This is a genomic window from Mesorhizobium sp. M8A.F.Ca.ET.208.01.1.1 (genome assembly GCF_004791315.1).
Lineage (GTDB): Bacteria > Pseudomonadota > Alphaproteobacteria > Rhizobiales > Rhizobiaceae > Mesorhizobium.
Genome location: NZ_SRUT01000011.1, coordinates 16,847 through 43,702, shown reverse-complemented (window position 1 = coordinate 43,702; position 26,856 = coordinate 16,847). Strand labels below are relative to the sequence as shown.

The 26,856-nt window shown below is 64.9% G+C and carries 28 protein-coding genes and 2 pseudogenes; 19 read left to right on the top strand and 11 right to left on the bottom strand.

Annotated elements, in window-relative coordinates; translation table 11 throughout:
- Positions 1–58: 58 nt before the first annotated feature.
- A complete protein-coding gene (locus EN851_RS30350) occupies positions 59–2,164 on the top strand; it encodes an EAL domain-containing protein (RefSeq protein WP_135919373.1) in 2,106 nt (701 codons plus the stop codon).
- 102 nt (positions 2,165–2,266) lie between these two features.
- Here EN851_RS30350 and EN851_RS30345 read toward each other — a convergent pair whose 3' ends face one another.
- Positions 2,267–2,461: a hypothetical protein gene (locus EN851_RS30345; RefSeq protein WP_189521960.1), complete on the bottom strand. Its 195-nt coding sequence runs from the start codon at positions 2,459–2,461 to the stop codon at positions 2,267–2,269.
- A 198-nt stretch (positions 2,462–2,659) separates the two neighbouring features.
- Between EN851_RS30345 and EN851_RS30340 the strand changes: the two genes are divergently transcribed.
- A complete protein-coding gene (locus tag EN851_RS30340; RefSeq protein ID WP_135930649.1) occupies positions 2,660–3,385 on the top strand; it encodes a 3-keto-5-aminohexanoate cleavage protein in 726 nt (241 codons plus the stop codon).
- A gap of 12 nt (positions 3,386–3,397) precedes the next feature.
- On the opposite strand, the gene EN851_RS37925 is transcribed toward EN851_RS30340, so the two are convergent.
- The 3 genes and pseudogenes from EN851_RS37925 to EN851_RS30330 form a co-directional block, all read right to left on the bottom strand.
- Positions 3,398–3,670 (bottom strand): hypothetical protein, encoded by a 273-nt coding sequence (locus EN851_RS37925; protein WP_348630741.1) that lies wholly within the window; start codon positions 3,668–3,670, stop codon positions 3,398–3,400.
- Between the two features lie 219 nt (positions 3,671–3,889).
- Positions 3,890–4,911 (bottom strand): annotated as a pseudogene (locus tag EN851_RS37920) (AMP-binding protein); the annotation flags it as partial.
- 38 nt (positions 4,912–4,949) lie between these two features.
- Positions 4,950–5,765, bottom strand: a complete 816-nt coding sequence (locus EN851_RS30330; RefSeq protein WP_135930648.1) for a p-hydroxycinnamoyl CoA hydratase/lyase — start codon at positions 5,763–5,765, stop codon at positions 4,950–4,952.
- A gap of 122 nt (positions 5,766–5,887) precedes the next feature.
- Here EN851_RS30330 and EN851_RS30325 point away from each other — a divergent pair, with 122 nt between their 5' ends.
- Positions 5,888–6,373: a MarR family transcriptional regulator gene (locus EN851_RS30325; protein ID WP_245520838.1), complete on the top strand. Its 486-nt coding sequence runs from the start codon at positions 5,888–5,890 to the stop codon at positions 6,371–6,373.
- Positions 6,374–6,498: 125 nt separating this feature from the next.
- Complete coding sequence (locus tag EN851_RS30320) at positions 6,499–7,062, top strand: cytochrome b (protein WP_135916742.1); 564 nt, start codon at positions 6,499–6,501, stop codon at positions 7,060–7,062.
- A 6-nt stretch (positions 7,063–7,068) separates the two neighbouring features.
- On the opposite strand, the gene EN851_RS30315 is transcribed toward EN851_RS30320, so the two are convergent.
- From EN851_RS30315 to EN851_RS30305, 3 genes are all read right to left on the bottom strand, one after another.
- Complete coding sequence (locus EN851_RS30315) at positions 7,069–8,169, bottom strand: serine hydrolase domain-containing protein (RefSeq protein WP_135930647.1); 1,101 nt, start codon at positions 8,167–8,169, stop codon at positions 7,069–7,071.
- Between the two features lie 186 nt (positions 8,170–8,355).
- A complete protein-coding gene (locus EN851_RS30310) occupies positions 8,356–9,984 on the bottom strand; it encodes an ABC transporter substrate-binding protein (RefSeq protein ID WP_135882030.1) in 1,629 nt (542 codons plus the stop codon).
- A 44-nt stretch (positions 9,985–10,028) separates the two neighbouring features.
- Positions 10,029–11,162 (bottom strand): FAD-binding oxidoreductase, encoded by a 1,134-nt coding sequence (locus EN851_RS30305; RefSeq protein WP_135930646.1) that lies wholly within the window; start codon positions 11,160–11,162, stop codon positions 10,029–10,031.
- Positions 11,163–11,298: 136 nt separating this feature from the next.
- Here EN851_RS30305 and EN851_RS30300 point away from each other — a divergent pair, with 136 nt between their 5' ends.
- Both EN851_RS30300 and EN851_RS30295 read left to right on the top strand, forming a co-directional pair.
- On the top strand, positions 11,299–11,916 hold the full coding sequence (locus EN851_RS30300) for an XRE family transcriptional regulator (protein WP_135930645.1): 618 nt from the start codon (positions 11,299–11,301) through the stop codon (positions 11,914–11,916).
- A 334-nt stretch (positions 11,917–12,250) separates the two neighbouring features.
- On the top strand, positions 12,251–12,955 hold the full coding sequence (locus EN851_RS30295) for an SDR family oxidoreductase (RefSeq protein WP_135930644.1): 705 nt from the start codon (positions 12,251–12,253) through the stop codon (positions 12,953–12,955).
- A 208-nt stretch (positions 12,956–13,163) separates the two neighbouring features.
- Here the strand turns inward: EN851_RS30295 and EN851_RS30285 are convergent.
- A pseudogene (locus tag EN851_RS30285) lies at positions 13,164–14,397 on the bottom strand (cytochrome c peroxidase).
- 209 nt (positions 14,398–14,606) lie between these two features.
- Between EN851_RS30285 and EN851_RS30280 the strand changes: the two are divergent.
- Positions 14,607–16,142 (top strand): acid phosphatase, encoded by a 1,536-nt coding sequence (locus tag EN851_RS30280; RefSeq protein WP_135930643.1) that lies wholly within the window; start codon positions 14,607–14,609, stop codon positions 16,140–16,142.
- A 47-nt stretch (positions 16,143–16,189) separates the two neighbouring features.
- Here EN851_RS30280 and EN851_RS30275 read toward each other — a convergent pair whose 3' ends face one another.
- Entirely contained in the window at positions 16,190–16,789 is a 600-nt protein-coding gene (locus tag EN851_RS30275; protein WP_135930642.1) for a DUF922 domain-containing protein, read from the bottom strand.
- 101 nt (positions 16,790–16,890) lie between these two features.
- On the opposite strand from EN851_RS30275, the gene EN851_RS30270 reads away from it, so the two are divergent.
- The 4 genes from EN851_RS30270 (at position 16,891) to EN851_RS30255 (ending at position 19,910) form a co-directional block, all read left to right on the top strand.
- Positions 16,891–17,379, top strand: a complete 489-nt coding sequence (locus tag EN851_RS30270; RefSeq protein ID WP_245520837.1) for a hypothetical protein — start codon at positions 16,891–16,893, stop codon at positions 17,377–17,379.
- 186 nt (positions 17,380–17,565) lie between these two features.
- Entirely contained in the window at positions 17,566–17,853 is a 288-nt protein-coding gene (locus EN851_RS30265; protein ID WP_127280753.1) for a GIY-YIG nuclease family protein, read from the top strand.
- 273 nt (positions 17,854–18,126) lie between these two features.
- Positions 18,127–18,585, top strand: a complete 459-nt coding sequence (locus EN851_RS30260; protein WP_135882101.1) for a GNAT family N-acetyltransferase — start codon at positions 18,127–18,129, stop codon at positions 18,583–18,585.
- A 155-nt stretch (positions 18,586–18,740) separates the two neighbouring features.
- On the top strand, positions 18,741–19,910 hold the full coding sequence (locus EN851_RS30255) for a PLP-dependent aminotransferase family protein (protein WP_189521967.1): 1,170 nt from the start codon (positions 18,741–18,743) through the stop codon (positions 19,908–19,910).
- Positions 19,911–19,925: 15 nt separating this feature from the next.
- Here EN851_RS30255 and EN851_RS30250 read toward each other — a convergent pair whose 3' ends face one another.
- Positions 19,926–20,180: a hypothetical protein gene (locus EN851_RS30250; protein WP_245520836.1), complete on the bottom strand. Its 255-nt coding sequence runs from the start codon at positions 20,178–20,180 to the stop codon at positions 19,926–19,928.
- A gap of 156 nt (positions 20,181–20,336) precedes the next feature.
- Here EN851_RS30250 and EN851_RS30245 point away from each other — a divergent pair, with 156 nt between their 5' ends.
- The 5 genes from EN851_RS30245 to EN851_RS30225 all read left to right on the top strand — a co-directional run bounded on the left by EN851_RS30245 (position 20,337) and on the right by EN851_RS30225 (position 23,964).
- Positions 20,337–20,765, top strand: coding sequence for a VOC family protein (locus EN851_RS30245; protein ID WP_135930640.1), 429 nt, complete (start codon positions 20,337–20,339; stop codon positions 20,763–20,765).
- A gap of 236 nt (positions 20,766–21,001) precedes the next feature.
- Positions 21,002–21,961, top strand: coding sequence for an AraC family transcriptional regulator (locus tag EN851_RS30240; RefSeq protein WP_135930639.1), 960 nt, complete (start codon positions 21,002–21,004; stop codon positions 21,959–21,961).
- Positions 21,962–22,185: 224 nt separating this feature from the next.
- Complete coding sequence (locus tag EN851_RS30235; RefSeq protein ID WP_245520835.1) at positions 22,186–22,371, top strand: hypothetical protein; 186 nt, start codon at positions 22,186–22,188, stop codon at positions 22,369–22,371.
- Positions 22,368–23,084 (top strand): outer membrane protein, encoded by a 717-nt coding sequence (locus EN851_RS30230; RefSeq protein WP_135930638.1) that lies wholly within the window; start codon positions 22,368–22,370, stop codon positions 23,082–23,084. Before EN851_RS30235 ends, EN851_RS30230 begins: the two co-directional genes overlap by 4 nt.
- A gap of 58 nt (positions 23,085–23,142) precedes the next feature.
- Positions 23,143–23,964, top strand: a complete 822-nt coding sequence (locus EN851_RS30225; RefSeq protein WP_135930637.1) for an outer membrane beta-barrel protein — start codon at positions 23,143–23,145, stop codon at positions 23,962–23,964.
- A 78-nt stretch (positions 23,965–24,042) separates the two neighbouring features.
- Here the strand turns inward: EN851_RS30225 and EN851_RS36535 are convergent, their stop codons facing one another.
- Complete coding sequence (locus EN851_RS36535) at positions 24,043–24,261, bottom strand: RNA-binding protein (protein WP_189521959.1); 219 nt, start codon at positions 24,259–24,261, stop codon at positions 24,043–24,045.
- Positions 24,262–24,551: 290 nt separating this feature from the next.
- Between EN851_RS36535 and EN851_RS30215 the strand changes: the two genes are divergently transcribed.
- From EN851_RS30215 to EN851_RS30205, 3 genes are all read left to right on the top strand, one after another.
- Positions 24,552–25,010 carry a hypothetical protein gene (locus EN851_RS30215; protein WP_245520848.1) on the top strand — a complete coding sequence of 153 codons (459 nt, stop codon included), beginning with the start codon at positions 24,552–24,554 and terminating at the stop codon, positions 25,008–25,010.
- Positions 25,011–25,115: 105 nt separating this feature from the next.
- On the top strand, positions 25,116–25,733 hold the full coding sequence (locus tag EN851_RS30210; RefSeq protein WP_135930636.1) for a C39 family peptidase: 618 nt from the start codon (positions 25,116–25,118) through the stop codon (positions 25,731–25,733).
- Between the two features lie 23 nt (positions 25,734–25,756).
- Positions 25,757–26,836 carry a D-alanine--D-alanine ligase family protein gene (locus tag EN851_RS30205; protein WP_135930635.1) on the top strand — a complete coding sequence of 360 codons (1,080 nt, stop codon included), beginning with the start codon at positions 25,757–25,759 and terminating at the stop codon, positions 26,834–26,836.
- Positions 26,837–26,856 lie beyond the last annotated feature (20 nt).

Genomic DNA, 26,856 nt, shown 5'->3' with positions numbered 1-26,856 from the left:
CTTTCTTCTCTGGTTTTGCCGCAGATTGCCCCGCGGGATGGGGCAGGCGAAACGGACGATGGCGCGGCAGGGCAGGAAAAATCGCAACGGAGCGTTCTGGGCCAAGGCCCTGGAGAGCGCCCATCTTGGCGTCTGGGACTGGAATCTTCGCACCGGCGACAGCTTCTATTCGGCGACCTGGGCGCGAATGCTGGGTTACGGCGAGGATGAACTCGCCAACACCAGCGACCTGTGGCTGCAACTGACCCATCCCGACGACCGCGAGCGGGCGCTGGCCAGCGGCGACCGCCACATTGCCGGGCTGACCGACGCCATCGAAACCGAACTCAGGCTCAAGCACAAGCAGGGCCATTGGATATGGGTGCTCGACCGCGGCGGCATCGTCGAGCGCGACGTCGACGGCAAGCCGCTCAGGCTGATGGGCGTGCAGACCGACATCTCGAAGCAGAAGGCGGCCGAGGCCGCGCTCGAACAGGTCAATGTGCGCTTCCGCCTGGCGCTCGCCGCCAGCGGCACCGGTATCTGGCACTATGACATGGCCACCAACAAGAGCTATTGGGACGCCCGCACGCGGGACATATTCGGCCTCGTTGCCGACACCGACGAAGTGTCGGGCGGCCTCTGGCATACCTATCTGCATCCCGACGACAAGGAAGCCACCGAGCAGGCGCATTTGCCGACGCCCGGCTCGGACAAGGTTACCGCCTCGCAATACCGCATCATCAGGCGCGACGGCGCCATCCGCCATGTCGAGTCGCTGGTGCGCTTCGTTGCCGCGGCGGGCGCGGCCGGCCTGGTTCTCGGCACGGTGCGCGACATCACCGAGGACAAGCTGCGCGAACAGGAGCTTGCCTTCGCCGCCCGCCATGACGCGCTGACCGGCTTGTGGAACCGCGCCGCCTTCGACAGGCTGCTCGCCGACCATATCGCCACGGGCGTGCCGCTCGCGGTGTTCTACATCGACCTCGACTACTTCAAGGCGCTCAACGATTTCGCCGGCCATGCCGCCGGCGATCTGGCGCTGAAGAGCGTCGCCGCGGGCATTGGCCGCTGCCTGCCGCCATCGGCGCATGCGGCGCGGCTCGGCGGCGACGAGTTCGCGCTGATGGTGCCCGATTGCGACGCCGTGCAGGCCGAGCGGCTGGCCGGCGCCATCCTGGCGGCCGTGCGCGACGCCGATCTCGGCGTTGCCGCGACCTCACGCCGGCTGGCCGCCAGCATCGGCATCGCCATCGTCCGCGACCGCGTCACCACGGTGGCCGACGCGCTGGCCTGCGCCGACGATGCCTGCTACGCGGCCAAGGCCGCCGGGCGCGATCGCTTCGCGCTGTTTTCGACCGATGCCGTCTCCGGCTCGGGCGGCCTCAACGCGGCACGGCTCGCCGCCGACACGGTGGACGCCATGGAGGATGGCAGGCTGAAGCTGTTCGGCCAGGAGATCCACCGGCTGGGCAGGCCCTGGGAAGAGAACCGCCATGTCGAGGTGCTGGCGCGGCTTGCCGGAAAGGACGGTCGGCTGATCCCGCCCGGCGAGTTCATACCGGCGGCGGAGCGCTTCGGCATTGCCGCGCGGCTCGATCGCTGGATCATCCGCACCGCGCTGTCGCGGCACGGCGCGGCGATGAAATCCGGCGCGATCACGCTCGGCTTCAACCTGTCGGCGCAGACGCTGAGCGATCCGGGACTATGGGACTTCGTCGACAGCATCATCGAGGAAACCGGGGCGCCGCATTCGGGCATCGGCTTCGAAATCACCGAAACCGCCGCCGTCACCAATTTCGATGCCGCCGAAACCTTCGTGCGCAAGGCGCGCGAGCGGCACTGCAGGGTCAGCCTCGACGATTTCGGCGCCGGCATGAGCTCGTTCGAATATCTCAGGCGCTTTCCGGTCGATGCCATCAAGATCGACGGCTCCTTCATCGAGCACGTCACGGAAAGCCGCTTCGACCGCGAGATCGTGCTGGCAATCACCAGCATTGCCCGCAGCCTCGGTTGCGCAGTCGTCGCCGAGAAGATCGAGCGGCAGGACACGGTGGCCATGCTGGATGACATGGGCGTCGAGTTCGGCCAGGGTTTTCTGCTGCACCGGCCCGAACCGCTGGAGCGGATCGTGGCGCGCGCGGCGCGAATGGCCGGCGGCGCATCGAGACGCATGGCGTCCTGATGGACAAAACGCATGTCGCTCCAAAAGCGACCTGGATAGCGACATGCGTGAAGACGAAGGCTTGATGCGCAGACTGAATCCGTTCAGCGCGACGCGTTCTGTTCAGCCGAGCCGGCGCGCCGCCACTCGCGAAAATTCCAGTACCTCGGGTTCCGGCTTCCTGTGCTGTGCTTCCGCCACCGTCTCGATCAACAGGTCGAGGGCCTCGCAAGTCGAACGGCTCGCCTCGTCATTGCCGCGCAGATAGTGGTAGGCGCGTTCGAGATGGAGCCGGGCGGCTGAAAAATCGCTGGTCAATGGTCCCTCCATGATCCCGCCCTAATGTATTTTGGCTGGCCTGGCGCAAGGTGGGGTAAATATCCACAGGCGCCTTTTATTCAAATGCTGGCAAATACCGCGCGGCGATGGCGCCGCCGTGTCAGGAGTGGCGGCGCCGCGGCTTTGCGCGGTGTGGCGGCGCGGCTAGACTGCGCTCTTTTGTCCGAGGTGAAATCGATGATCGTCCAGGCCTGCATCAACGGCGCGCGTCCGCGCGATTTCCATCCCAGCCTGCCGCTGACGGCGCAAGCGATGGCCGGCGACGCGGCGGCCTGCGTTGCCGCGGGTGCGGCCGAACTGCACATCCATCCGCGTGGCGCCGACGGGAGCGAAAGCCTGGCGGCGGTGGATATGACGGTCCTTGCCGTGCGCCAGGCCTGTCCGGGCACATTGATAGGCGTGTCGACCGGCGCCTGGATCGAGAACGATGTGGCGCGGACCCGCGCGGCGATCGCGGCCTGGCGCGAACTGCCCGACTACGCCTCGGTCAATCTCTCGGAAGCCGACGCGCCCGCCGTGATGGAGTTGTTGCGCGGGCAGGGCGTCGGCATCGAGGCGGGGCTTGCCACCACGGAAGATGCGGAGCGCTTCGTGGCGCTGGCCGATCATGGCCGCGTGCTGCGCATCCTGATCGAGATCGACATGCCGGACCTGCCCACGGCCCTCGACGAGGCGCACGGCATCGCCGCCGTCCTCGAACGCGCGGGCGTGCGGCGGCCAATCCTGCTGCACGGCGTCGATGCGACGGTCTGGCCGTTCGTGGAACTTGCGCGGCAAAAGCGCTGGTCGACGCGGGTCGGACTGGAAGACGGCAAGACGCTCGCCGATGGAACGGTGGCGAAGGACAATGCGCAGATCGTGGCCGCGGCCGTGGCGATGTTTCGCTCCACGAGTATGAGCTGAACCGTGGCCCGCCTAGACTCGCTGCCCGTCCGGTGCTGTCCAGGCACGCAAAACGTGTTTCTGGATCTTGCCGGAGGCGGTGCGCGGCAGCTCCTCGATAAGCAAGAACTGTTTCGGCACCTTGTAACGGGCGATGTGGGCGGCGCAGTGACTTGCCAGAGCGGCCGGATCCAGGACCCGACCGGATTTGACCACGATGAAGGCGCGGCCGACTTCGCCCCAGCGCTCGTCGGCGACGCCGATCACGGCGGCTTCGGCGATGTCGGGATGGTCGAGCAGCACCATCTCGATTTCCATGGGATAGACGTTCTCGCCGCCGGAGATGAACATGTCCTTGCGGCGGTCGACGAGGGTGATGAAGCCTTCGTCATCGCGCCGCGCGATGTCGCCGGTGCGGAACCAGCCATCGCTGGTGAAGGCGCGCGCCGTCTCTTCCGGCCGCTTCCAGTAGCCCGGCGTGATCGAGGGGCCGGACAGCCATATCTCGCCCGGTTCACCGGCGGCGACGTCCTGGCCGTCGTCGTCGACAATGCGCAGGCCGATCGTCGGCGCCGGCAGGCCGGCCGAGCCGGCCTTGCGGGCGATCCGTTCGGCCTCGACCGGCATGCCAAGCACGGTGCCGGCTTCCGTCATGCCGAAGCCATCGACCATGCGGACGCCTTGCGCCAGCCACCAGTTGATGTCGATGGCCGGGTTCGGCGCGCCGCCGGTGAAGATGGCGGTGAGGGACGTCCAGCGCGCCGGCGCGAAGTCGGGGTGTTCTCGCAGCATCCTGGCCATCTGCGGCACGCAGAAATAATGGGTGACGCCAAGCGTGGGGTCGGCCAGGCGGCGGTTGGTGGCAGCGGCATCGAAGCCGGGCGAGATCAGCACCGTGCCGCCTTGCAGCAGCGGTGGGCGCAGGCTGGTGACGAGACCGATGACGTGGAACATCGGTGCATCGCAGAGGAAGACGCTGGCATTGCCGACGCGCCCGAGCACGCCGAAATTGACCGCCGTGGCCAAGGCGTTGCGCTCCGTGACGACGACGCCTTTCGGCCGGCCCGAGGTGCCCGACGTGTAGAGGATGATCGACGGGACATCACTGTCCGGCAAGGGACGGCGCGCCGCCGGCGCCTGGGCCTCGACCGCCCTTGCGAAGGCCGCGACTTCGACCGACAGGCAGCCTACCGGCAATGTCATTTCGAGTGGCGCGTCATGCAGCAGCAACACAGGGCCGCAATCGGCCAGGATCGCCTGCCGTTCGGCGCCGGCGAGACGCCAGTTGAGCGGCACGAACATGGCGCCGAGCCGCATCGCGGCCTGCTGCAGATAAGCAGGTCGGCGCTGTTGCGGGCAAGCGTGGCGATCCGCTGCCCCTGTTCGAGGCCCCAGGCGGTTTCGAGGACGCCGACGGCGCGCTGGATGGTCCGGTCGAGCGCCGCATAAGTCCAGCGCCGGCCGGATGCCAGGTCGACGCAGGCAAGACGATCCGGCTGCGTCCCGGCGTGCAGGGCCACGGGATCCGATGTCGTCCAGGCCGGCATTCGCATCTCCTCCCAGATTGCGTCGATGGTTTATTGCGTCATCTGGCCTTGTCGTAGGCGCCAAGACCCGGTCTGTAGCTCTTCTCGTCGATGAACTGGCGGATGCCTTCCTTGCGGCCGTCATTGTCATGGAAGTTGGCCGCTTCCTGCGCCCGCACGAGATAGTCCTCGGCATTGTCGTAGGTCATCTCGGCGACACGGCGGATGGCATCCTTGGTCGCCTTCAGGGCAATCGGGTTCTTCTTCAAAAGAACGTTCGCGACCTCGGTGACACGCGTCTTCAGATCGGCCAGCGGCAGGCTTTCATTGACCAGCTTCCAGGCGGCGGCTTTCCTGCCGTCGATGAGCTCGCCGGTCAGCGCGTGGTACATGGCGTCGCGCATCGACAGGAGATCGACCACCACCTTGGTGGCGCCGCCGCCGGGCAGGATGCCCCAATTGATCTCGGACAAGGCGAATTGCGCCTCGTCGGCGGCAAAGGCGAGATCGCAGGCAAAGAGCGGACCATAGCCGCCGCCGAAACACCAGCCATTGACCATGGCGATGGTCGGCTTGCCATACCAGCGCAGGCGCCGCCACCAGCCATAGGCTTCGGACTGCGCCTTGCGGATGGCGCCGAGGCCCTTGGCTTCGGTCTCGCGGAAATACTCCTTGAGATCCATGCCCGCCGACCAGGCGCTGCCTTCGCCCGATAGCACCAGCACGCCGACATCGTCGCGGAATTCGAGCGCGTCCAGAACCTCCATCATGCGCCGGTTGAGCGGCGGGTTCATGCAATTGCGCTTGTCCGGCCGGTTGAATCGCACCCAGGCGATGCCATTCTCGACATCGAAGGCAACGGGCTCTTCGGTCATGGTCAGTGTCCTCCCATGGATTTCACATGCACGGAAATTGCTATGATGCATAGCTATATATTTGCTATGTCGCATAGTCTTTTCTGCTTGACAAGGACTTTGATCGCGGCGATCGGTTCAACATGGAAGAGATTCACACCGATCCCAGCGCGCGCCCCGATCCTGGTGAGCCGGGGGCGATGGCCGAAGACGCGCTCGATGCGCAGATCGGCTACAATCTCAGGCGTGCCTCGACCTTGGCCTTGAGTGATTTCGCGGTCGAACTGGCCGATGCGGCGCTGCGCCCGGTCACCTACGGCATGCTGGCGCTGATCGACGAACAGCCCGGCATCCGTGCCGCGGAACTTTGCCGCCAGCTCGGCATGAAGAGCGCCAACATGGCGCCGCTGCTCGCTGAACTCGAGGGGCGGGGGCTGGTCGAGCGCGACGACCATGCCGACGACAAGCGCGTACAGGTGCTGACTCTGACAGCGGCCGCACGCAAGGCCATGCCCGGATGGCGGCAACAGGTTCGCCGGCACGAAGACCGGTTCCTGCATCGGCTGACAGCCAAGGAGCGGGCAACGCTGCTTCGCCTGCTGCGCCTGATCTGGACGGAGCAAGGCTAGGTCCTTGCCAGCCGCCGGCGAACACAGCACCGCCGTCCCGCGGCAACCCATGTCATTTGAGGACAGATGAAATAAGGCCACATTCGAGGGCGATGGGAGATGTCAAACAGCTTTGGAGTTCTCGCATGTCGCTATCCGGTACGACAACCCGCTATGGACGCCTCGCCCAGGCATTTCACTGGCTGACGGCACTGCTGGTGCTCATTGCCTTCCTGGTCTCCGCGGGTGGTCCTCCGGAGCGGGTCTATTCAGCGGCCAGGGCGTCGACGCTGCTGCTGCACGAGTCGCTCGGCTTCGCCGTTTTCTGTCTGCTGGTCATTCGCCTGATCTGGCGCCGGTTCGATCGCATTCCCGATGCTCCGGTCATGCCGGCCTGGATGGAGGTCGCTTCCAAGGCAACGCATTGGGCGCTCTATGCGCTGCTGTTCGCGGTGCCGGCGACAGCCATGGCCGGCGCCTTATTCGGCGGCCATCCGGTCACTGTCTATGGGCTGGGAGCGATCGGTCCGTTTTCCGGCACCTGGGGCGCTCCGCTGACCGAGATCCACGGCACGCTCGGCGATATCATCATGTGGCTCGCCGGCCTGCACGCGGCCGCCGCCATCTTCCATCACGTCTTCCTTCGCGACCGGGTGCTGAGCCAGATGCTGCCGGGCCTGCCCGATCCATCGTCCGGGCAGGGCGGCTGAACGCGGTCAGTCGAGAATGATGCGGATCGCCTGATCGACGACCGGATGCAGGCCGCTGGCCTGGAAGGAGAGGCGATTGCCGGAGCCGACATTGCTGGTCATGGCGATGGTGAGGTCCGTCTCGGGATCGTGCAGCATGACGGCGACATAGCCTGGAATGCTGCCCTGATGCCCATAGAAGGCACGGTCGGCATAGGTACTCTGGAACATGCCGGCACCCGTCTCGCGCATGCGCGTGCCTGGAAAACTCGCCGGCACGCGGTGTTCGAACATCTCGGCGAAGAAGGGCTGATACAACAGCTTGCCGCAGAACAGGCCCCGCATGAAGCCCACCATGTCGGATGGCGTCGACACCATGTCGCCGCAGCCATAGGCGGCGCCGAACGGGAAGGAATCCGAAGAGTCCTGCAGTTCGTCGGAATAGGGCAGCACGCCGTCCATGCGCCACATCTCGCCGCCCGAGGCGATGTCGGTGGGCGCGTTCGACGCCGGCGGCGGCCGGTGGTAATAGCCGCGCACCATCGATGTTTCCGGGAAGGGTTCGGTCGCCGGCGACCAGGTGTTCTCCAGGCCGAGCGGGTCAAGGATCGCGCTTCTGACATAGGCGCCCAGCGGCTGGCCGGTGACGGCCTCGATCACCATGCCGGCCAGGACATAACCGGTGTTGTTGTAGACGGCGGGTCCGCCCGGCGCCTTCTGCTTGTCGGAGGCGAAGGCGATGTCGACCAGCTGTCGCGGCGTCCATTGCCGGGTCGGGTCCATCGGAATGTAATATTCGAATTCCGGCAGGCCGCTGCGATGGTTGATCAGCTGGCGCACCGAAATATCCCTGGCGCCGGGCAGGTCCGCGAACCAGGAGGAGATCGGCGCGCCAAGGTCGAGCTTGCCGGTCTCGGCGAGCTTGACCAGGGCGGCGGCGACGAAGGTCTTGGTGCAACTGCCGATCTTGAACAGTTGGTCTGAATTGACAGGGGTGCCATGCGCGCGGTCGGCGAGGCCGGCGGTAAGGGCCGTTGGTGTTGAGCCACCCTTGGCATAGGCGAGCGAAGCACCGACAGCGCCGTCGGCGAGGTAGGTGTCGAGGAGGACGTTCAGGTTCTTTGGCATGGATGTCTCGCTTTCCTTTTTCCTTCTCCCCTTGTGGGAGAAGGTGGATCGGCGCGCAGCGCCGAGACGGATGAGGGGTGCGTGACGGAGTGAGGCGTTGGCGTTCCCTGGAACACCCCTCATCCGACCTCGCCTCGCGAGGCCACCTTCTCCCACAAGGGGAGAAGGGAAGGGCGGCGCTCCGCTCTATTCCGCCATGTCGACCGCAGCGAAATTCTGCCGGCCGAAGGGGTCGAGCACATAATTCAGCACGCTCTTGCGGATCGGGATCGCCACCATCGAATGGGCGATCGGCGCCACCGGCACCTCGGCCTTCAGGATCGCCTGCGCCTTGCCGTAGATCGCGGCGCGTTCTTTCGGGTCGGCGGCGACGCGGCCTTCGTCCAGCAGTTTTTCGAAATCCTTGTCGCACCAGCGCGAGCGGTTGGAGCCGCCCTTCACGCCGTCGCAGGACAGGAGATAGCTCAGCATGTTGTCGGGGTCGCCATTGTCGCTGCTGCCGCCGAGCAGGAACGTGTCCTGTTCGCCCGCCGCGGTGCGCTTGAGATATTCGCCCCATTCGAAGCTGACGATCTCCGAGTGCACGCCGACCTTTGCCCAGTCGGCCTGAATCATCTCGGCCATGCGCTTGGCGTTGGGGTTGTAGGGGCGCGACACCGGCATCGCCCACAGGCTGATCTTGAGGCCGTTTTCGTGGCCGGCCTCCTTCAGCAGCTTCTTGGCGCCATCGGGATCATAGTCGATGCCGGCATCGGTGACGGCGCCGAGCTGCGCCGGCGGCACGACGCTGCCGGCTACGGTGCCGGCGCCGGCATAGACCGCTTCGACGATCGCCTTGCGGTCGATGGCCTTGGCCAGTGCCGTGCGCACGCGCACGTCGCCCAGCGGCTGGTGTTCGACGTTGAAGCCGAGGATGCCGATGTTCTGGCCCTTGAGATCGAGCACCGTGATGTCGGGGTCGCCGCGCAGATCGGCGACCGCGCTTGGCGGCGGCGGCGCGGCGACCTGGCATTCATTGGCCTTGATGCGCTCGACGCGGGTGGTCGGCTCGGGCGTGACGGCGAAGACCAGCGTGTCGATCTTCGGCGCGCCGCGCCAGTAATCCTTGTTGGCGGCGTAGCGGACCTGGCTGTCGGGAACATAGGCCTGAAGCACGAACGGGCCGGTGCCGACCGGCATGCTGTCGATCAGTTCGGGCGTGCCGGCCGCGACCATCTTTTGCGTCTGCTCCAGCGACAGGATGGAGAGATAGTCGAGCGCCAGCCCGGCCAGGAAGGTGACGTTGGGAGCCGTCAGCGTGAAGCGCACCGTGTGGTCGTCGACCTTGTCTATCTTGTCGATCAGCGTGCCCATGCCCAGTGCGTTGAAGTACTCGTAAGCGCCGCCGCCGAGCTTGTGGTAGGGATTGTCGGCGTCGCGCTGGCGGTTGAAGGTGTAGAGCACGTCGTCCGCGTCGAAATCGCGCGTCGGGGTGAAATGCTCGTTCGACTGGAATTTCACGCCGTGCCTGAGATGGAAGGTGTAGGTCTTGCCATCGGGCGAAACATCCCAGCTTTCGGCCAACGCCGGACCCACCTCCGTCGTGCCCGGCTTGAACTCGACCAGCCGGTTGAAGATCGTCTTGGCGGCTGCATCCATGGTCGAATCGGCGATGCCGATCGCCGGGTTGAAGGTCTCGGGATTGGCTTCCGAGCAATAGACCAGGGTCTTGGCATAGGCCTGCCCGCCGAGAAGGACGGACGAGGCCAGAAGGGTCGAGGCCAGAAGGGATGGGTCCAGAAGGGATGAGGCAAGCACTGCGCGCAGGGATTTCATCGCAAACGCTCCTGATGGCACATTCGGGGTTGAGGGAAGGAACTTCATGGCGTCGCTGCCGGGGCAAGGAAGCGGTCGGGCGCCAGCGCCGCGGCGGTGACGCCGAGCGCCGCGACATCCGCGGGCAGGGGCTCGCCGCGTATCAGCGCCGCGCTCATCCTGGCCAGTGTCAGCGACACCTGAAAACCGTAGCCGCCCTGGCCGCCGAGCCAGAAGAAGCCGGGCAGGCGCGGGTCGAAGCCGGCGACAGGCGTGCGGTCGGGCGCGAAGGTGCGCAGGCCGGCCCATGGCGTCGACGGACGGCCGATGCGCATCGACGTTGCCTGCTCGATGCGGTCGACGGCGATGGCGACGTCGATGTCTTCCGGCCATGCGTCGCAAGGTTCGGAATCCGTCTCGTCGGCCAGCGAGCCGATCAGCCTGCCGGCATCGGGCTTGAAATAGAACTGTTCGTGCAGGTCGACCACCAGCGGCCAGTTGGATATGTCCGCCCCGGCGGGCGCATCGAACAGGAAGGCGGTGCGCCGTTTCGGCTGGAAGCCGAGGCCGGAAAGACCGGCCAGGCCGGCGACGACATCGACCCAGGCGCCGGCGGCGTTGACGACGATGTCTGCCGAGTAGACCCCGGCGCTCGTTTCCACCCGCAGGCCGCGGCCGTCGGGCGAGATGGCGCGGACTTCCTCGCCGGTGCGGATGATGCCGCCGCCGGCTTTCAGCGCCGAGGCGCTTGCCGCCAGCATCTTGCCCGTGTCGACATCCACCGCGTCCGGCTCGTAAACGCCGCCGCAGGTGGCTTCCCTGGCTATGACCGGGACCAGCGCGTGAAGCTCGGCCGCCGACAGGCGGCGCACGCTGGGCACCAGCGCCTGCAATTCGCCGGCCAGCCGGTCGATGGCAGCGTCGTCACCCGTCCAGCCGACATGCAATGCGCCGCGCCGATGGGCGGCGAAGCCGCCGTCGGCTATTGCCTGCCGGCTGGCCAGCGTCAGCGCGCGCACCAGGCGGTTGCCATAGGTCTCGCTGAACAGGGCGGCGGAGCGGCCGCTGGCATGGTAGCCGAGATGCGGTTCGCGTTCGATGACGGTGACTTCGGCCCAGTCCGCCATCTCGGCGGCAAGCGAGAGGCCGGCAATGCCGCCACCGATGACGATGATTTTTCCGGGAGAGTTCGACCGCATCCTCCAGTCGTAAAAATAATTTCGTATCCAGTCAATATTTAGCGTATAAGAAAATTGTTGGTGTTGTTGATGGCGGTCAGGAGTTCGACTACCTAGGGCGGACAAACGGCCTGACCGCCGCGCCATGGAGCTGACAATGTCGGAGCAACCGAACCTCGGTGATTGTCTGCGTTCTTTGAGAAAGAGACATGGGTGGACCTTGCAGGAGGTCAGCACTCTCACCGGCGTCGCGGTGTCGACGCTGTCCAAGGTCGAGAACGACCAGATGTCGCTGAGCTACGACAAGCTGTTGCAGATCTGCGAGGGGCTCGGCATCCATGTAACGGAACTCCTCAGCGGCGACCGCAAGCAACCGGCGGCGCGCACCCGCCGGTCGGTAACCTCGCAATCCAACACGCTGCGCCAGCTGACCCGCAACTACGACTACCGGTATCTAGCCACCGACCTTGTGCGCAAGCGCATGGTGCCGATCCACGCCTATGCGCGCGCCCGCACGCCGGAGGAATTCGGCCCCCTGACCAGGCATGCCGGGGAGGAATTCCTGATCGTGCTCAAGGGCGAGATCGAACTGCACACCGACCAGTACGCGCCGGTGCGGCTGAAAGTGGGCGAGAGCGTCTACATCGATTCCACCATGGGCCACGCCTACCTGTCGGTGGGCGAGGGCGACGCAGAGATGCTGTGCGTCTGCTCCGGCGACGAACCCGATATGGAAGGCACGCTGCTCTCCGTGCTGGAGACGGTGGAAGGGTAGGGGGCGATTGGCCGCGTCAGTTGCAATTGGCTGATGTCGGCGCTGCCCCTCACCTGCCTGCCGGCATCCTCTCCCCGTAAAGTGACGGGGAGAGGGGGGCTGTGGCGGATGATTTCGCCAATCCCCAACGTCGCAAGTAAGGGCGCCGGCGTTGCGACCGGCTTCTTTCTCCCCGTCACTATACGGCGAGAAATGCCCGGCAGGGCAATGAGGGCAGCGCCACCCGCCCAAGTTTTTTGCAGATCGATTCAGTCTTTCTGGTTCGAACTGCCTGGCGAAACCGGCTATAGGACCGCTGAAACCGCGACTCCCGCCAACCCAAAAAGGAAAATCCATGAGCTCAGAAAAGACAGCCGTCATCGTTGCCGGCGGCAGCGGCATGGGGGCGGCGGCGGCGAAGCGCCTGGCGGCGGAGGGATTCAAGGTCGCCATCCTGTCCTCGTCGGGCAAGGGCGAGGCGCTGGCCAAGGAGCTTGGCGGCATCGGCGTCACCGGCTCCAACCAGTCGAATGACGATCTGCAGCGGCTCGCCGACCTGACGCTTGAGCAGTGGGGCCGCATCGACGTGCTGGTCAACAGCGGCGGCCATGGGCCGCGCGCACCGATCCTTGAGATCACGGACGAGCAGTGGCACACCGGCATGGATGTCTACCTGATGAACGTCATCCGGCCGGTGCGCATCGTGGCGCCGCAGATGATCAAGCAGAAGGGCGGCGCCATCATCAACATCTCGACGGCGTGGGTGGCAGAGCCGAACGCGATGTTCCCGACCTCGGCCGTGTTCCGCGCCGGCCTTGCCGCCTACACCAAGATTTTTTCCAACACCTATGCATCGGACAATGTGCGCATGAACAATGTGCTGCCCGGCTGGATCGACAGCCTTCCAGCGACCGAAGAGCGCCGCGACAACGTGCCGATGCAACGCTACGGCACATCGGAGGAGATCGCCGCGACCATCGCTTTCCTGGCGTCGGAAGGGGCGGGCTATATTACGGGGCAGAGTATCCGCGTGGATGGGGGCGTTATCCGGGCGCTGTGACATATTAAGGGGCGTCGTGTTCCTTCGCGCGCCCCTCTGTCCTGCCGGACATCTCCCCTACAAGGGGGGAGATTGCAGTGTTGGCGCCCCGCGCCCTTTTTTGGAACGTTGAAACAATGGGCGAGAGCCGCAATCAAAGCTGATCTCCCCCCTCGTGGGGGAGATGTCCGGCAGGACAGAGGGGGGCGCTGTCCCGCCGCGTCTCAGGTTATTTCGCTGCCACCTGGTCTGCATCCGTCAGCGTCTGCAGGAACGCGACAATGTCGTCTATCTCGGCATCCGTCAGCGCCGGCTTGCCGCCAGGTCTCCTGCCGCCGAAGGGCGGGCCTGATTCAAGTTCGGCCAGTAAGCCTTTGGCAGGTCGTCATATTTCCTCACCGTGCCGTCGGCATTCTTGGGATACCAGCGGCCGGGATCGGTATCGCGGCTGGCGTAGAAGGCGACCGCGTCGCGCAAGGTGTGTAACTCGCCATTGTGGAAGAAGCTCCTGCGCAGCGCGACGTTGCGTAGCGTCGGCGTCTTGAACAGGCCGCAATAGTCGGTGCGGCCGCGAAAATCAGTGCGCAGCGGGCCGCACAGGCCGAGATCGGCATAGGCTGGGTCGGTGTTGGCCGTGATTGCCGGGTTGCGCGGTACGGCGATGGCGATCAGGCCGAAATCGGTGAATTGCGGCGGCTCGCCGTCATTGGCGGGTTCGCTGAGGTGGCAACTGGCGCAATTGCCTTTTTTCTCGTCCTCGAACAGAGCGCGACCATGCAGCTCCTGCGTCGACAACGTCGCCTTGCCGGCGAGGAAGGCGTCGTAGCGGCTGGAATAGGGATAGAAATCGGCCGCGCTCTGCTCGAACGTGCCGAGCGCCTCGGCGGCGGCGTCGAAGGCATCGTTGGGATGGTTGAAGACATCCTGCCGAACACCGTCTTGAACTCGCCGGCATAGGCCGACTTGCGCAAGGCGGCGGTGACCGCCCCGGCACCCTTGTTGGCCATCTCGAAGGGCGAGAGCAGGGGGATTTTCGCCTGGTCCTTGCCGTGGTCGGCGCGGCCGTCCCAGGTCAGGCCGCCGGTCGGACCGTTGTCGACGCTTTCGTCGCCCTCGTCCTCGGAATCATGGAAATGCTCGGTGAAGGCGGGCGCGGCCTGGAGATAACGCAGCGATGGCACGGCGCGCACGCCGGGCTGGTCGAGGTTTGGCCCGCCCATTTCGACCGGCGTGGCCGAGGCCGGCCCGAAAGCATGGCTAGGATCATGACAGGACGAGCAGGCCTGCTTGCCCGAGGCCGAGAGCGAGGGGTCGAAGAACATTTTTCGCCCCAAGGCGGTCAGCGCCTTGGCGCGCGCGAAGGCTTCGGCGCGCGACAGTGGGCCGGGATGGAAGCCATCCGGCCCCGCCGAATTCGCGGGCGCGGCAAGGCCAAAGGTCGAGATCGCGGCAATGGCGATCATCAGGCTTTTCCATCGTCTGGTCGTCATGGGCATGGTCCGCTTTGGTCCGGAAATAGGAACGCAGTGCAACGGATTGATGACCGGCTCCAGTGCTCACGAAACCGTGTTCGCCGTGGCGGCGGCTGTCACAAAGGTGACAAGGCAGCCACGTTAGCTGCCCCTATGGTTCCCCGCGCCCTCCAGCCACAGTCAAGCCACGAGGTCTTCCCATGACGAGGCTCAAGCTCCTCACTTCCTTCGGTCTGGCCGGTTCGGCCCTGCTTCCCCCGGCGGCGGCCCATGCCGCCCCTCCCGGCTTCGACAAGATCGACACCGTCGTCGTCATCTATGCCGAAAACCGCAGCTTCGATAATCTCTATGGCGGCTTCCCCGGCGCCAATGGCCTGGCCAATGTCTCGGCCGACCAGGCGCGCCAGCTCGACCGCGACGGCAAGCCGCTGACCGAATTGCCGCCGGCCTGGGGCGGGCTGACCGGCAAGGGCGTCACGCCCGTGGTGACGGAGTCCGAGACCGCGCATCTCGCCAACGCCGCCTTCGCCATTGACGATCCCAAGGGCTTCCATGAGGGAACCAACGTCATCACCCACGACTTGTGGCACCGCTTCTACCAGGAGCAGATGCAGATCGACGGCGGGAAGAACGACAAATTCGTCGCCTGGGCCGATTCCGGCGGCCTCGTCATGGGCCACTATGACGGCTCGAGCCTGCCGATGTGGCAGGTGGCGAAGAAATACGTGCTGGCCGACAATTTCTTCCAGGGCGCCTTCGGCGGCTCCTTCCTCAACCATTTCCAGCTCGCCTGCGCCTGTACGCCGGTCTACCCGCACGCCGACACCAGTCCGATCAAGGGCCAGATCGCCGTGGTCGATGCCGACGGCACGTCCTTGAAGGTCGCCGACAATTCGCCGGCATCGGCGCTCGGCGGCGTGCCGAAATTCGTCAATGACGGCGCCATCACACCCGATTTCCATGCCGTCAACACCATGCAGCCGCCTTATCAGCCGAGCGCCAACAAACCGGCCGAGGGCGGCGACAAGGCGCTGGCCGACCCGGCCGCGCCGACCACGCTGCCGCCGCAGCACGACATCACCATCGGCGATCTCCTGTCGCTGAAGGGCGTCGACTGGGCCTGGTACGCCGGCGCCTGGCAGGCAACGCTGGACGGCAAGAACGCGACGCCGGTGCCGAACTTCCAGTTCCACCACCAGCCCTTCAACTATTTCGCCGCTTACGCACCCGGCACCGCCGCGCGGGCCGAGCATCTGCGGGACGGTGGCCTGGATGGCGCCGAGTTCATCAAGGCGATCGACGACGGCAAGCTGCCCTCGGTGAGTTTCTACAAGCCGCAAGGCAATCTCAATGAACATGGTGGCTATGCCGACGTGGCCAGCGGCGACCAGCATCTGGCCGACGTCGTCGCGCATCTGGAGAAGAGCCCGCAATGGGGCCACATGCTGGTGGTCGTCACCTATGACGAGAATGGCGGCTTCTGGGATCACGTCGCGCCGCCCAAGGCCGACCGCTGGGGCCCGGGCAACCGCATCCCGGCCTTCATCGTCTCGCCCTATGCGAGGATGGGCACGGTCGACCACGCCCAGTACGACACGACGTCGATCCTGCGCTTCATCACCGCGCGCTACGACCTGCCGGTGCTGACCGGCATCGTCGCCCGCGACAAGGCGCTGGCCGCCAATGGCGAACCGCCGATGGGGGATCTGAGCGCGGCGCTGGATCTGAGCCGGTAGAGCGGACCGCGGTCATGCCGCCGCGCCGTGTGGCGCGGTGGCCGTTCTCAGCCGCCATTCACCAGGGCAAGAATGAGCTTCTGCAGATTGCCGCCCTGGCCGAGTTCGACGCGGTCGAAATCGCGGCTTGCCTGGCGCTGCGCCTGCGAGAGCGCGGCCAGGCGTCTGGTCATCTCGGCCCGGATCTTGCTGCATTTGGGGTCATCCGCGACGGTCAGGCCGACTGTCACCGCCTCGATCTTGCGCACCATGTCGACAATGGTCGCGCCATGCACCTTTTCGTGGGCGCTGACCCCGGCGAGGAAAACCTCCCAGTTCTTCTGGATGGCTGAAGGCAGCGGCGAGGAAGGGCTGGGCAAGGTGTAGGTGATGATGAGCCTGGGCTTGGCCGAGACCAGCACGCAGGCTCCGGCACGCGGCTGATAATCCCTGGTCCAGGTCAGCTTGAAATTGGTTTGGGCGATAGCGCGGCCGACGCCGACATTCGGCCCATTCTCGCCGATCGAGCGGTAGAGTTCCGGTCCGGACTGGCCTGAAATGGCATAGGTCTCGACCTTCTCCACCGGCTTCCATTCGGCCCGCGCGGCGAGCGGCAAGGCCACCAGGGCGGCGGTCAGAAGACACAGGCGAACACAGGCTCTCGACACCGCTCTCTCCAAGGCGCGCGGCCTTTGCCGGACGGCAATGCCATTCAGCGGCTTTTCCTATATGCTGCCGGCGGGTGCTGCAAATGCCCGAAGGGGGAGTCATGAGAAGATATTTCGTTGCCGCTGGCGCCTTGGCGGCATTGCTCGGCGTGCAGCCGGTTCTTGCCGCGTCCTGCGGCTGGAGCGCCAGGATGGAAGAGGACGAGGGCGGCAAGGTGCTGACCGCCTCGGTCTGCGGCGGGCCGAAGGGCGATGCCCATCTGATGCTGGCCTGTTTCGACAATCCGGTGCTGAGCTACGATCTGGGTGACAGCGGCCAGCAACTGGAGCCGGGCATCAGCGGTGAGTTCGACTTCAAGGCCGATGGCAAGACGGTGACCAAGACGCTGCAACTGGAGGCCATGTACAATTATTTCGTGGTCGATCTGGCGAAAGCCGACCCGCTGCTCGACCTGCTGCGCTCGAAGGGGGATGTGTCGGTCAGCGCTGAGAAATATGGCGATATCAGCTTTCCTCTGAAGGGGTCGAGCGCGGCCATCGGCAAAGTGCTGGCGCAGTGCGGCAAGGCCAAGCCTGCCGATGGGGATTGATTGGTGATACTGTGCGGCGGCTGTGGCAGCTACAATTGGGCTGAGCATCCGTACCGTCGTCATCCTAGGGCGGAGCAAGGAGCGAAGCGACGGAGCGCAGACCCTAGGATCCATGCCGTGCCGTTCGCCGAGGAACACAGCGGAACCAGGATGTTCTCCCGACGCGTTACCCGATAGCCTTAACTTATGACCGGCTATGTCTACATGACCGCGAGCCAGAAGGGTGGCACCATCTATATCGGCGTCACGAACGATCTCGGTCGCCGCATGCCCGAGCACAAGTCCGGCAAAGGCTCGTATTTCACAAGTCGATATGGTGTGCAGCGACTGGTCTGGTATGAAGAATATTTCGACATCACCGATGCCATTCAGCGCGAGAAATCGCTAAAACGCTGGTCGCGACAATGGAAGATCGAACTGATCGAAAAAGCAAATCCGGAATGGTTCGAGTTGTTCCGCGGCACTGGGTGGTAGCGTTGTGTCCTGCCCCGCTTTGGTCGTTGCAGGCGTCCCGGCATGGATCCTAGGGTCTCCGCGACGGAGCTGCGCTCCTGCTTCGCCCTAGGATGACGAAGATGGGATAGCTTAGGCTAACCTTCGAAGGTGCCTCACCATCCTAACATCTGATGTCAGCCTGCCACTAGCCCATTGTCGTGAGAAGCATGTTGCCAAGCCGGAACATCCCCACGAAGGGGGAAGGGGAGCCGAACCTTGCCCTGGTGAACTGCCGGCCGTATCTCATCCGCCATGACCAACATCCAATTCCGCAAGGCGCAAGCCTCCGACCTGCCGGCCATCGTCGCCATGCTCGCCGATGATCCGCTGGGAGCGAGCCGCGAAGATGCCTCGTTGCCGCTGGCGCAAGGCTATGTCGATGCCTTCAACGCCATCGACGCCGACCCAAACCAGCTGCTTGCGGTGGCCGTCGACGGCGCGGCGGTGATCGGTACCTTGCAGATCACCTTCCTTGCCGGGCTCTCGCGCAAGGGCGCGTGGCGCGGGCAGATCGAGGCGGTTCGCGTTGCCGGCGGCAGGCGCTCCGGCGGCATCGGCAAGAAGATGTTCGAATGGGCGATCGGGCAATGCCGGGCGCGAAGCTGCGGCCTTGTCCAGCTCACGACCGACAAGGGCCGGGCGCATGCGCACCGCTTCTATGAAGGGCTCGGCTTCACCGCCAGCCATATTGGTTACAAGAAGAGCCTTTAGGCCTCCTTGCGACTGGCGCATGCGGGAATTGTTTCAGGCACTATTCAATTTGCCGGCAAGAGCGGATATAGGTCAGCCAAGTTGACCTATATAAGAAAACGTCCGGGAGGCGTGTCTTGACCCTTTTGAACCTGTTGGCGTCGCGTTCGTCGCGCATGAAGGCGTCGGAAATCCGCGAGCTGCTGAAGCTGCTCGACCAGCCCGACATCATCTCGTTCGCCGGCGGCATTCCCGATCCCTCGCTGTTTCCGGCCGATGCCATCCGCGACGCCTATGCCGATGTGCTGGGCGGGGCGGAAGCCGGGGCGGCGCTGCAGTATCAGGTCTCGGAAGGCTATCTGCCGCTGCGGAAGTGGCTCGCCGGACAGATGGGCAAGCTCGGCATCGCCTGCGACGAGGCCAACATCTTCATCACCTCCGGCTCGCAGCAGGCGCTGGATTATCTCGGCAAGCTGTTCCTGTCGCCGGGCGATACGGCGCTGGTGACATGGCCGACCTATCTCGGTGCGCTGCAGGCCTTCAACGCCTATGAGCCACGCTACGACCGGCTGCGCCCCGAAGGCGGCAACATGACGCCGGCGGCCTATCGCGCCGCTGCCGCCGCCAATGGCGGGCGTGTGAAGTTCGCCTATCTGGTGCCCGACTTCGCCAATCCGACCGGCAACACGCTGGACCGAAAGCAGCGCGAGGCCGTGCTCGACCTTGCCGGCGAGCTCGACATCGCCGTCATCGAGGACGCCGCCTACCGGGCGCTGCGTTATGACGGCGAAGGCGTGCCGCCGATCCTGGCACTGGACTGCGCGCGCTCCGGCGGCATCGACAAGGCACGCACGCTCTATTGCGGCTCGTTCTCGAAGATCCTGTCGCCGGGCATGCGCGTCGGCTGGGTCTGCGCGCCGCGCCACGTGATCGAGAAGCTGGTGCTGATGAAGCAGGCCTCCGACCTGCACAGCCCATCGGTCAACCAGATGGTGATGCACCGCGTCGCCGAATCAGTGTTCGACAGCCAGGTGGACAAGCTGATCGGCGCCTATCGCGAGCGCCGCGACGGGTTGCTCGATGCGCTGGAAGCCAACATGCCGAAGGGCGTGACCTGGAGCCGCCCGGAAGGCGGCATGTTCGTCTGGGTGACGTTGCCGGAAGGCACCGACGCCACCGAACTCCTGGCGCGGTCGGTGAAGGAGGCGCGCGTCGCCTTCGTGCCGGGCAATGCCTTCTACGCCGACGGCACCGGGCGCAACACGCTGCGGCTCTCGTTCACGCTTGCCAACCGCCGCGCCGTGACCGAGGGCATTCCACGGCTCGCGGCGCTGCTCAAGAGCTAGGCCCGCGGCCGGCGCCTACGCCGGCACGTTCACCAGATATTTGAGCTTCGCAAGTCTGGCGCGGGCGAGCTTGCGGATCGGCTTCTGGAAACCCTCTTCGCCGGTCTCGACGACGAAGACCAGCGTCTTTAAGTCCAGCATGAACTCATCGATGGCCCGCGTCGTCTGTTCGGACCTGTCCTTGAACCGGCGCAGCAATGCGTTCGCTTCCTCGATGCCGTCGGCGCCGGCGCTGTCGACCAGCGCTTCGAGCCTCTGAAAACAATCCAATCGCAAGTCCTCCCGCCGCGCCACCAAACTTGCCGTCAGCCGAAAAGTTCCATCGGGCCCGAAGATTTTGTCGCTGGTTGTCAGCAGATGCACGTGCCGCGCGTTGACGCCCTGCCGCCCGGGCCTAAATTCGAGGCCTTGCGAGGAGGAGCTTTCATGGAAACCCAGGAATTGCATCGCGGCCGGCTCATCGACCACCTCCAGCTCGTGGTGCGGGATCTCCCCGCCAGCCGGCGTTTCTACGAGGCGCTCTTCCAGGTGCTCGGTGTTCCGATCGGCGGCACCGGCGAGGACTATCTCTGGGCCGACGAATTGTTCATCTCCAGCGCCGACAGCCGGGCCGCACAGGGAAAGCTGACCGGCCGCCATCATCTGGCCTTCCAGGCCAGGGATCACGCCATGGTCGATGCCTTTCACAAAGCCGGTCTGGCGGCCGGCGGCACGGACAATGGAACGCCGGGCGAGCGGCCCTATCATCCCGGCTATTATGCCGCCTTCCTGCTCGACCCCGACGGCAACAACATCGAGGCCGTCCACCACGGCCCGGCCCACCGCAGCGCGGCCTCCGTGAAGATCACATTTTAGGGGCATTCGGCCGCCGAAGCCACCGCGCCAAGCCGATGCCGGTGATTCCGGCAGCATGTGCCGGGTATTTGGAAATTCGAACGCCGGGCCGGCGAATCCGATCGGATTCTTGACCTGTGCGGCACTGAAATTGTCCTGCAGGGCATGGATAGCGGCGCCTCTGGACAACAGGCAAATCGGTCCCATACGGTGCGGCTTCAGGGAAGACGCGTGCGCGGGAAAGGCCGGGTTGCTCGTTGAAAAAGAATGTCTTCTCGTCGGTCGACCTGCCGCCGCATCTCGACGACCGCGCGCGTTTCGCGCTCTGGCAGGACATCCATGTCGCGGAGATATGGTCGGTCGAATACGCCATCTCCGCGAACGTGCCTTTCCAGGCGGATATCGAAGCCACCGCGATCGGGCCGCTGGTGCTCGGACGGATGGCCGGGACGATCAGGCACGCCAGCCGCAAGACCCGCAACATCGCCGATGACGGCCGCGACGGCTACCTGCTGCTGGTCAACGATGGCGACACAAGCCTGAGCGGCGTGCAGACTGGCCGCGACTACAGCATCGGCAGGGGCGAAGGCGCGCTGGTCTCGGCTTCGGAAGCGCTGGAAATGACCGGCGGCGACCACAATGTCTGGACCAATGTCGTGGTGCCCCGCGAAATCCTGGAAAATGCCTTCGCCCATGTCGAGGATCGCCTGGCGCTGACCATCGGCACCGACAATGAAGCGCTCGACATGCTCAAGCGCTATTGCGGCTTCCTGGAAGCGGGACCGGCGTTGGTCTCGCCCGATCTCGTCGCCCACGCCACCGAGACGATCGTCGACCTGATCGGGCTGGCGACAGGCGCCAAGGGCGAGGTCGCCGAGCTGGCGGGCGTGCGCGGCTTGCGCGCGGCAAGGCTGCAGGCCATCCTGCAGAAGATGCGGGACAACTTCGCCGATCCCGGCATCTCGGCCCAGCACATCGCCCAGCAGTTACGGCTTTCCGCGCGCTACGTGCATGATCTCTTGCAGGAGACGGGCTCCAGTTTCGCCGAGCATATTCTCGAACTGCGCCTGCAGAGAGCCCATCGCATGCTGCGCGACCGGCGCAACGACCGCATGCGGGTCAGCGAGATCGCGCTGTTGAGCGGCTTTTCCGACGTCTCCTATTTCAATCGCTGTTTCCGCCGCCGCTTCGGCTCGACGCCAAGTAGCGCCAGGTAGCGTCTCCGACAGCGATCCCCCGTGGGATACCCGACACATCGATCGAGTGAGGCCGAATGGCCACACGGACGGGGAAAGCACTGCCGCGCTTTCCCCGACAATTCGGGTGCGGCCCAGCCCAAGACGCGGCCGGTGGACAATGCAAAACCGGGTTCTCGACAACGGCTGGATCTCCGCGGGCATCAACGCGGCGGAGAACGACAATTGGGGCAGCAGACAACACAATGAATACTCTTCTTCTTGCAACCGCCATCCTTCTCGCGCCGGTCGGCGCGGCATGTGCGGCGGACATCGGCGAAACCGCGCCGGCCGGTTACGACTGGTCCGGGCTTTATGCCGGCGCCGACGTCGGTTACGCCGCCGGAAAGTCCGGCGGGACACGGCATCTTTTTGGGGGCGGCAAACAGTGAAGACGATCCTTCTGGCAACGATCCTTGCAACGGTGCCAGCCGGCATGGCGTTCGCCGCCGACGCCACTCAAACCTTGCCCGTGGCTGCCAGCTACAGCTGGTCCGGCGGCTATGTCGGCGCGCAGGCCGGATATGCCTGGGGGAACGCCAGGGTCGGGCAGACTTTCGCGCCAGGGGCCTTCGACGATTATGGCTGGGGCTACGGCCCGTCCGGCGGTTTCGGCGGTCTCTATGCCGGCTATGACAAGCAGTTCGACGGCGGCCTGGTCCTCGGCATCGAGGGCGACTACAGCTTTGCCAGCGTCAAGGACACCACACTCTATCGGGCGGCTGGCGTAGACGATCCCGGCTTCGGCGGCGTGCTCGAACTGGAGGCAGTCGGATCGGTTCGCCTGCGGGCCGGCTATGCGATGGATCGCTGGCTTCCCTTCGTCACCGGCGGCCTGGCGATGGCGAAGTACAAGCACACCACGGTCGCCCTTCCAGGCGGAGCCGCTTATGCCGATGTCGAGGACACCGTCAGCGGTTACACGCTGGGCGCGGGTGCCGAATACGCCGTCACCGACAATTGGCTGGTTCGGGGCGAATACCGCTTTGCCGATTTCGGCCGCCACCCCTCGACACGCATCGCGGTTCCCAGCGGGGTTCGCTTGCATGATGAGATCGACCTGAAGACGAACGATATCCGGCTCGGCATCGCCTACAAATTCTGAACAGTGCTTATCTTTCGCCGCTGGCGCAGCGTCGGAAATTCGTATTCGAGGGCTCCAAATGCATCGCTTTTCCACCTGCCTCGCGTCGCTGATCGTTGCGACATCGGCTCGCGCGGCGGATATCCTGCAGCCGCTTGCCACCGAGACGGCGGTGGCGCCGCGTATTTCCGGTTATGGCGAACTCTATCTCGGCGGACTGCGCTTCGTCGGCGACGATTACACGACGCGGGCCGGCGGCGGTGCCCTGCGCGTCAACATCCCGTTTGCACAGCGCTGGAATTTGCAGGGCGACCTGACTTACGACCGCATATGGGGCCACTACGACGCGCTGGATGAAACGCGCGGTGCGATCCATGGCTTCTACCGCGATCCCGACCGTTTTGCCGCCGGCATCTTCGCCGCCTACACATCGGTCGGCGAAAGCGGCGTCACCGTGAACAATTATGCTGTCGGCCCGGAAGCACAACTCTATCTCGGCAACCTGACCCTCTATGGCCAGGCCAGTGTCGGCCAGCTCACCATCAGCGACTTTCACGGCGACCAGTGGGGCGTGCGCGCCGTGGCGCGTTATTTCGTCCGCAAGAACTTTCGCCTCGATGCGGAACTCGACTTCAACCGAACCGACTACGACGGCACCAACGAGGACGTGGTCGGTGCGGCCGTCCAGGCCATGTACCGGTTCGACGAGACGCCCTGGGCGGTGTTCGGACGCTATGAATTCGAACGGAGGAAGTTCGAAACGTCCACCCAGGACCTCAGGGCAAACAAGGTCGTCATCGGCCTGCGCGCCAGCTTCGGCAGCGACTCCCTCTTCGACGAGGACCGCAACGGCGCGACCATGGACACTTATCGGCCCGCTTCGGTGGTCAACACGAAGTGAGCCGGCGGCACGGCTGCAAGCGCGGCCATGATCGCATCGGAATTTGCTGCATGACTGGAGGCAATCGCGTCCCGCCGCTCACGCTTGGGCGGTGCGTCGCTTCGAAAGCGACTGCCACAACTCGGTTTCGTCGGTGAAACCATCCTCGAAAGCTTCCATAACTTCGCGGGCGAGCTGGTCTCTCTGATCCTTGTCCTTGAGGGCCAGACGGCGCTCTCGGCACAGTTGGTCGAACACCTTCTGGAGAAGGTCCAAATCTTCGGACGTGAACATGCTGCTGAATTTTGAGAAAGCCATGACGCTCTCCTCCCTCGTCGGGGCGAAAGCACCTGAGTTGACTTTCAAGCGTCCGTTTGCCTCGGTTGGTGCGGACGACAAGGCACACTACACCCGCGGCGGCGGCTTTACGAATCCCTTGTAGTCGTAGAACCAAACCGGCCCACTACCGATCGCTGCCTTGCGTTGCCAGATCGGTGGCTGCGGTGCTAACCGAAAAAAGGCGGACGGGAATCGGCGTTGAAGCAATGCGCGCCGCCTTTCTCAACAACATCCCGAACAGAACATCTCTTGCCCACCGTGGAGAAACAATGGTCGCACCATTCATATTACCAATGACTCATATATCTTCGGCGCAGGCTCAGGAGGAATATCTTCCGACCCAGAAGGACTTTGTCGGCAAATGGCAACTCAGCGGCGCCACCACCCGGCCGCCGCGCGACATGAAGGATGCGCCCACGCCGGAACAGGAAGCCGCCGCAAATGAGTTCCAGCAGACGGTGACCGCGTTTTACGGCGCGTTCGATTATCTGGAGATCACGGCGGATGGCCGCTACAATTTCCATCAGCCCGGCGACCCGACATCGGGTTCCTGCGTCTGGTGCGGAACCTGGTCCTTCAGCAAGAGTTCGCTATGGCTCGAGCTGGACACGGCGCCCAGGCTCGATATCTACGCCAAGGGCGGCGACATCCAGATGACCTACACCGCCGAACCCGACGAAAAATCGAAATACGCCTGGCTGGTCTTCGGCTGGACGAAGGTTGATTAGACGGCGCCCCGCGACGCCCCCGAGCAAATTCGACGGGGTCCGAGCGGCTTTTCATCAATCTCGTATTCTCGTATACGAGATTGATTGGCTACCCGAGGAATCCGCATGAGTCCACTGCCTGAAGCCGTGCCGTTTTTCAGCCAGTGGGAGACGCCCGACATGACGCTGGCGGTGCTCGACGATGGCGCCGAGGCCGCGTTGCGGCGGGATCCGCTATGGCAGGGATCGGGTGCCGCCACGCGCGACGAATACGCGGTCTGGGCCGCCAATGTCTGCGGCATGGCGTGTCTCAAGATGATCCTGGCGACGCGTGGCCAGATCGTGCCGACGATCGAACTGGCAAGACGGTGCACCGGATATGGCGGCTATGTCGTCAATGAAGGCTCGATCAAGGGGCTGATCTACGCGCCTTTCGTTGCCTTCGTGAAGCAGGAATTCGGCCTCGAGGCCGAGGTGATGACCAATGTCGCGACGGCGGACATTCCAGCGATCCTCGCCCGGTCGCGCTTCTTCATCGCTTCGGTCAGCAGTTCGATCCGCTGGCCCGAGCGCGAGCCGCCATCGAAGGGCGGACACCTGGTTCTGGTCACCGCCGCGTCGGATGAGGGTTTTCGCTTTCACAACCCATCCGGCCATACCAGCGCCACACAGGCAAACGCAGTGTTGGCGCCAGGCGATTTCGATCGTTTCTTCGCCAATCGCGGCATTGCCGTCGCCATTTGATTTTCGACAGTTGAGGGATTTCGATGACCGGAAAGATCAGGGTTGCCATCCTCTATGGCGGGCGCTCGGCCGAGCACGATGTGTCGCGGCTGTCGGCGGCCAACGTGCTGAAGGCGATCGACCGGACGCGCTACGAGGTGGTGCCGATCGCCATTTCCCGGGAGGGCAGGTGGCTGCTGCAATCCTCGTCCGAGGCTGGCGGCGATGGGGCAGGGGCTCCGGTGTCGGAGGACGGCGTGGAGGTCGCCCTGCTGCCCGGCGGCAAGGGCCGGCTGATCCCGGCGTCGCACGAGGGAATACGGGCTGACCTTACGCCTGTCGATGTCGTCTTTCCCGTGCTGCACGGTCCCTTCGGCGAGGACGGCTCGGTGCAGGGCTATGCGGAAGTCGCCGATGTCGCCTATGTCGGCTGCGGCATTCTGGCTTCCGCCGCCGCCATGGACAAGGACGTCGCCAAGCGGCTCATGCGCGAGGCCGGCCTTGCCGTCGCCCGCTCGGTCACCGTGCACAGAGGCGATGTCGGTTCGTTCCAGGAGATCGCCGGGGCGCTTGGGCTGCCTTTCTTCGCCAAGCCGGCACGCCAGGGCTCGTCCTTCGGGGTGAGCAAGGTGAACGACAGGGATGGCTTTGAAGCGGCCGTCGAAACGGCTTTCCGCTACGACGGCAAGGTGCTGATCGAGGAGTTCGTCGAAGGCCGCGAGATCGAGTGCTCGGTGTTGCAACGGGCAGGCGGCTCGCTCACGGTTTCGCTGCCGGGCGAGATCATCCCGGCCGGCAAGCATGGCTTCTACACCTATGAGGCCAAATATCTCGATGCCGACGGCGCGGTGGTCAAGGTGCCCGCCGACGTCCCCGCCGCGATCGCCGACAGAGCGAGGGACATGGCTGGGCAAGCCTTCAAGGCGCTGGGCTGCGAGGCCATGGCGCGCGTCGACTTCTTCCTGCGCGCCGACGGCTCCCTGCTGGTCAACGAGGTCAACACGCTGCCCGGCTTCACCGACATCTCGATGTACGCCAAGGCGCTGGCGGCGATCGGCATCGGCTACGCGGAGGTCATGGACGCGCTGATCGAGCACGCGCTGGCGCGGCACGGCGTGCGCTGATCCGATCCGGGCAGGCAGCC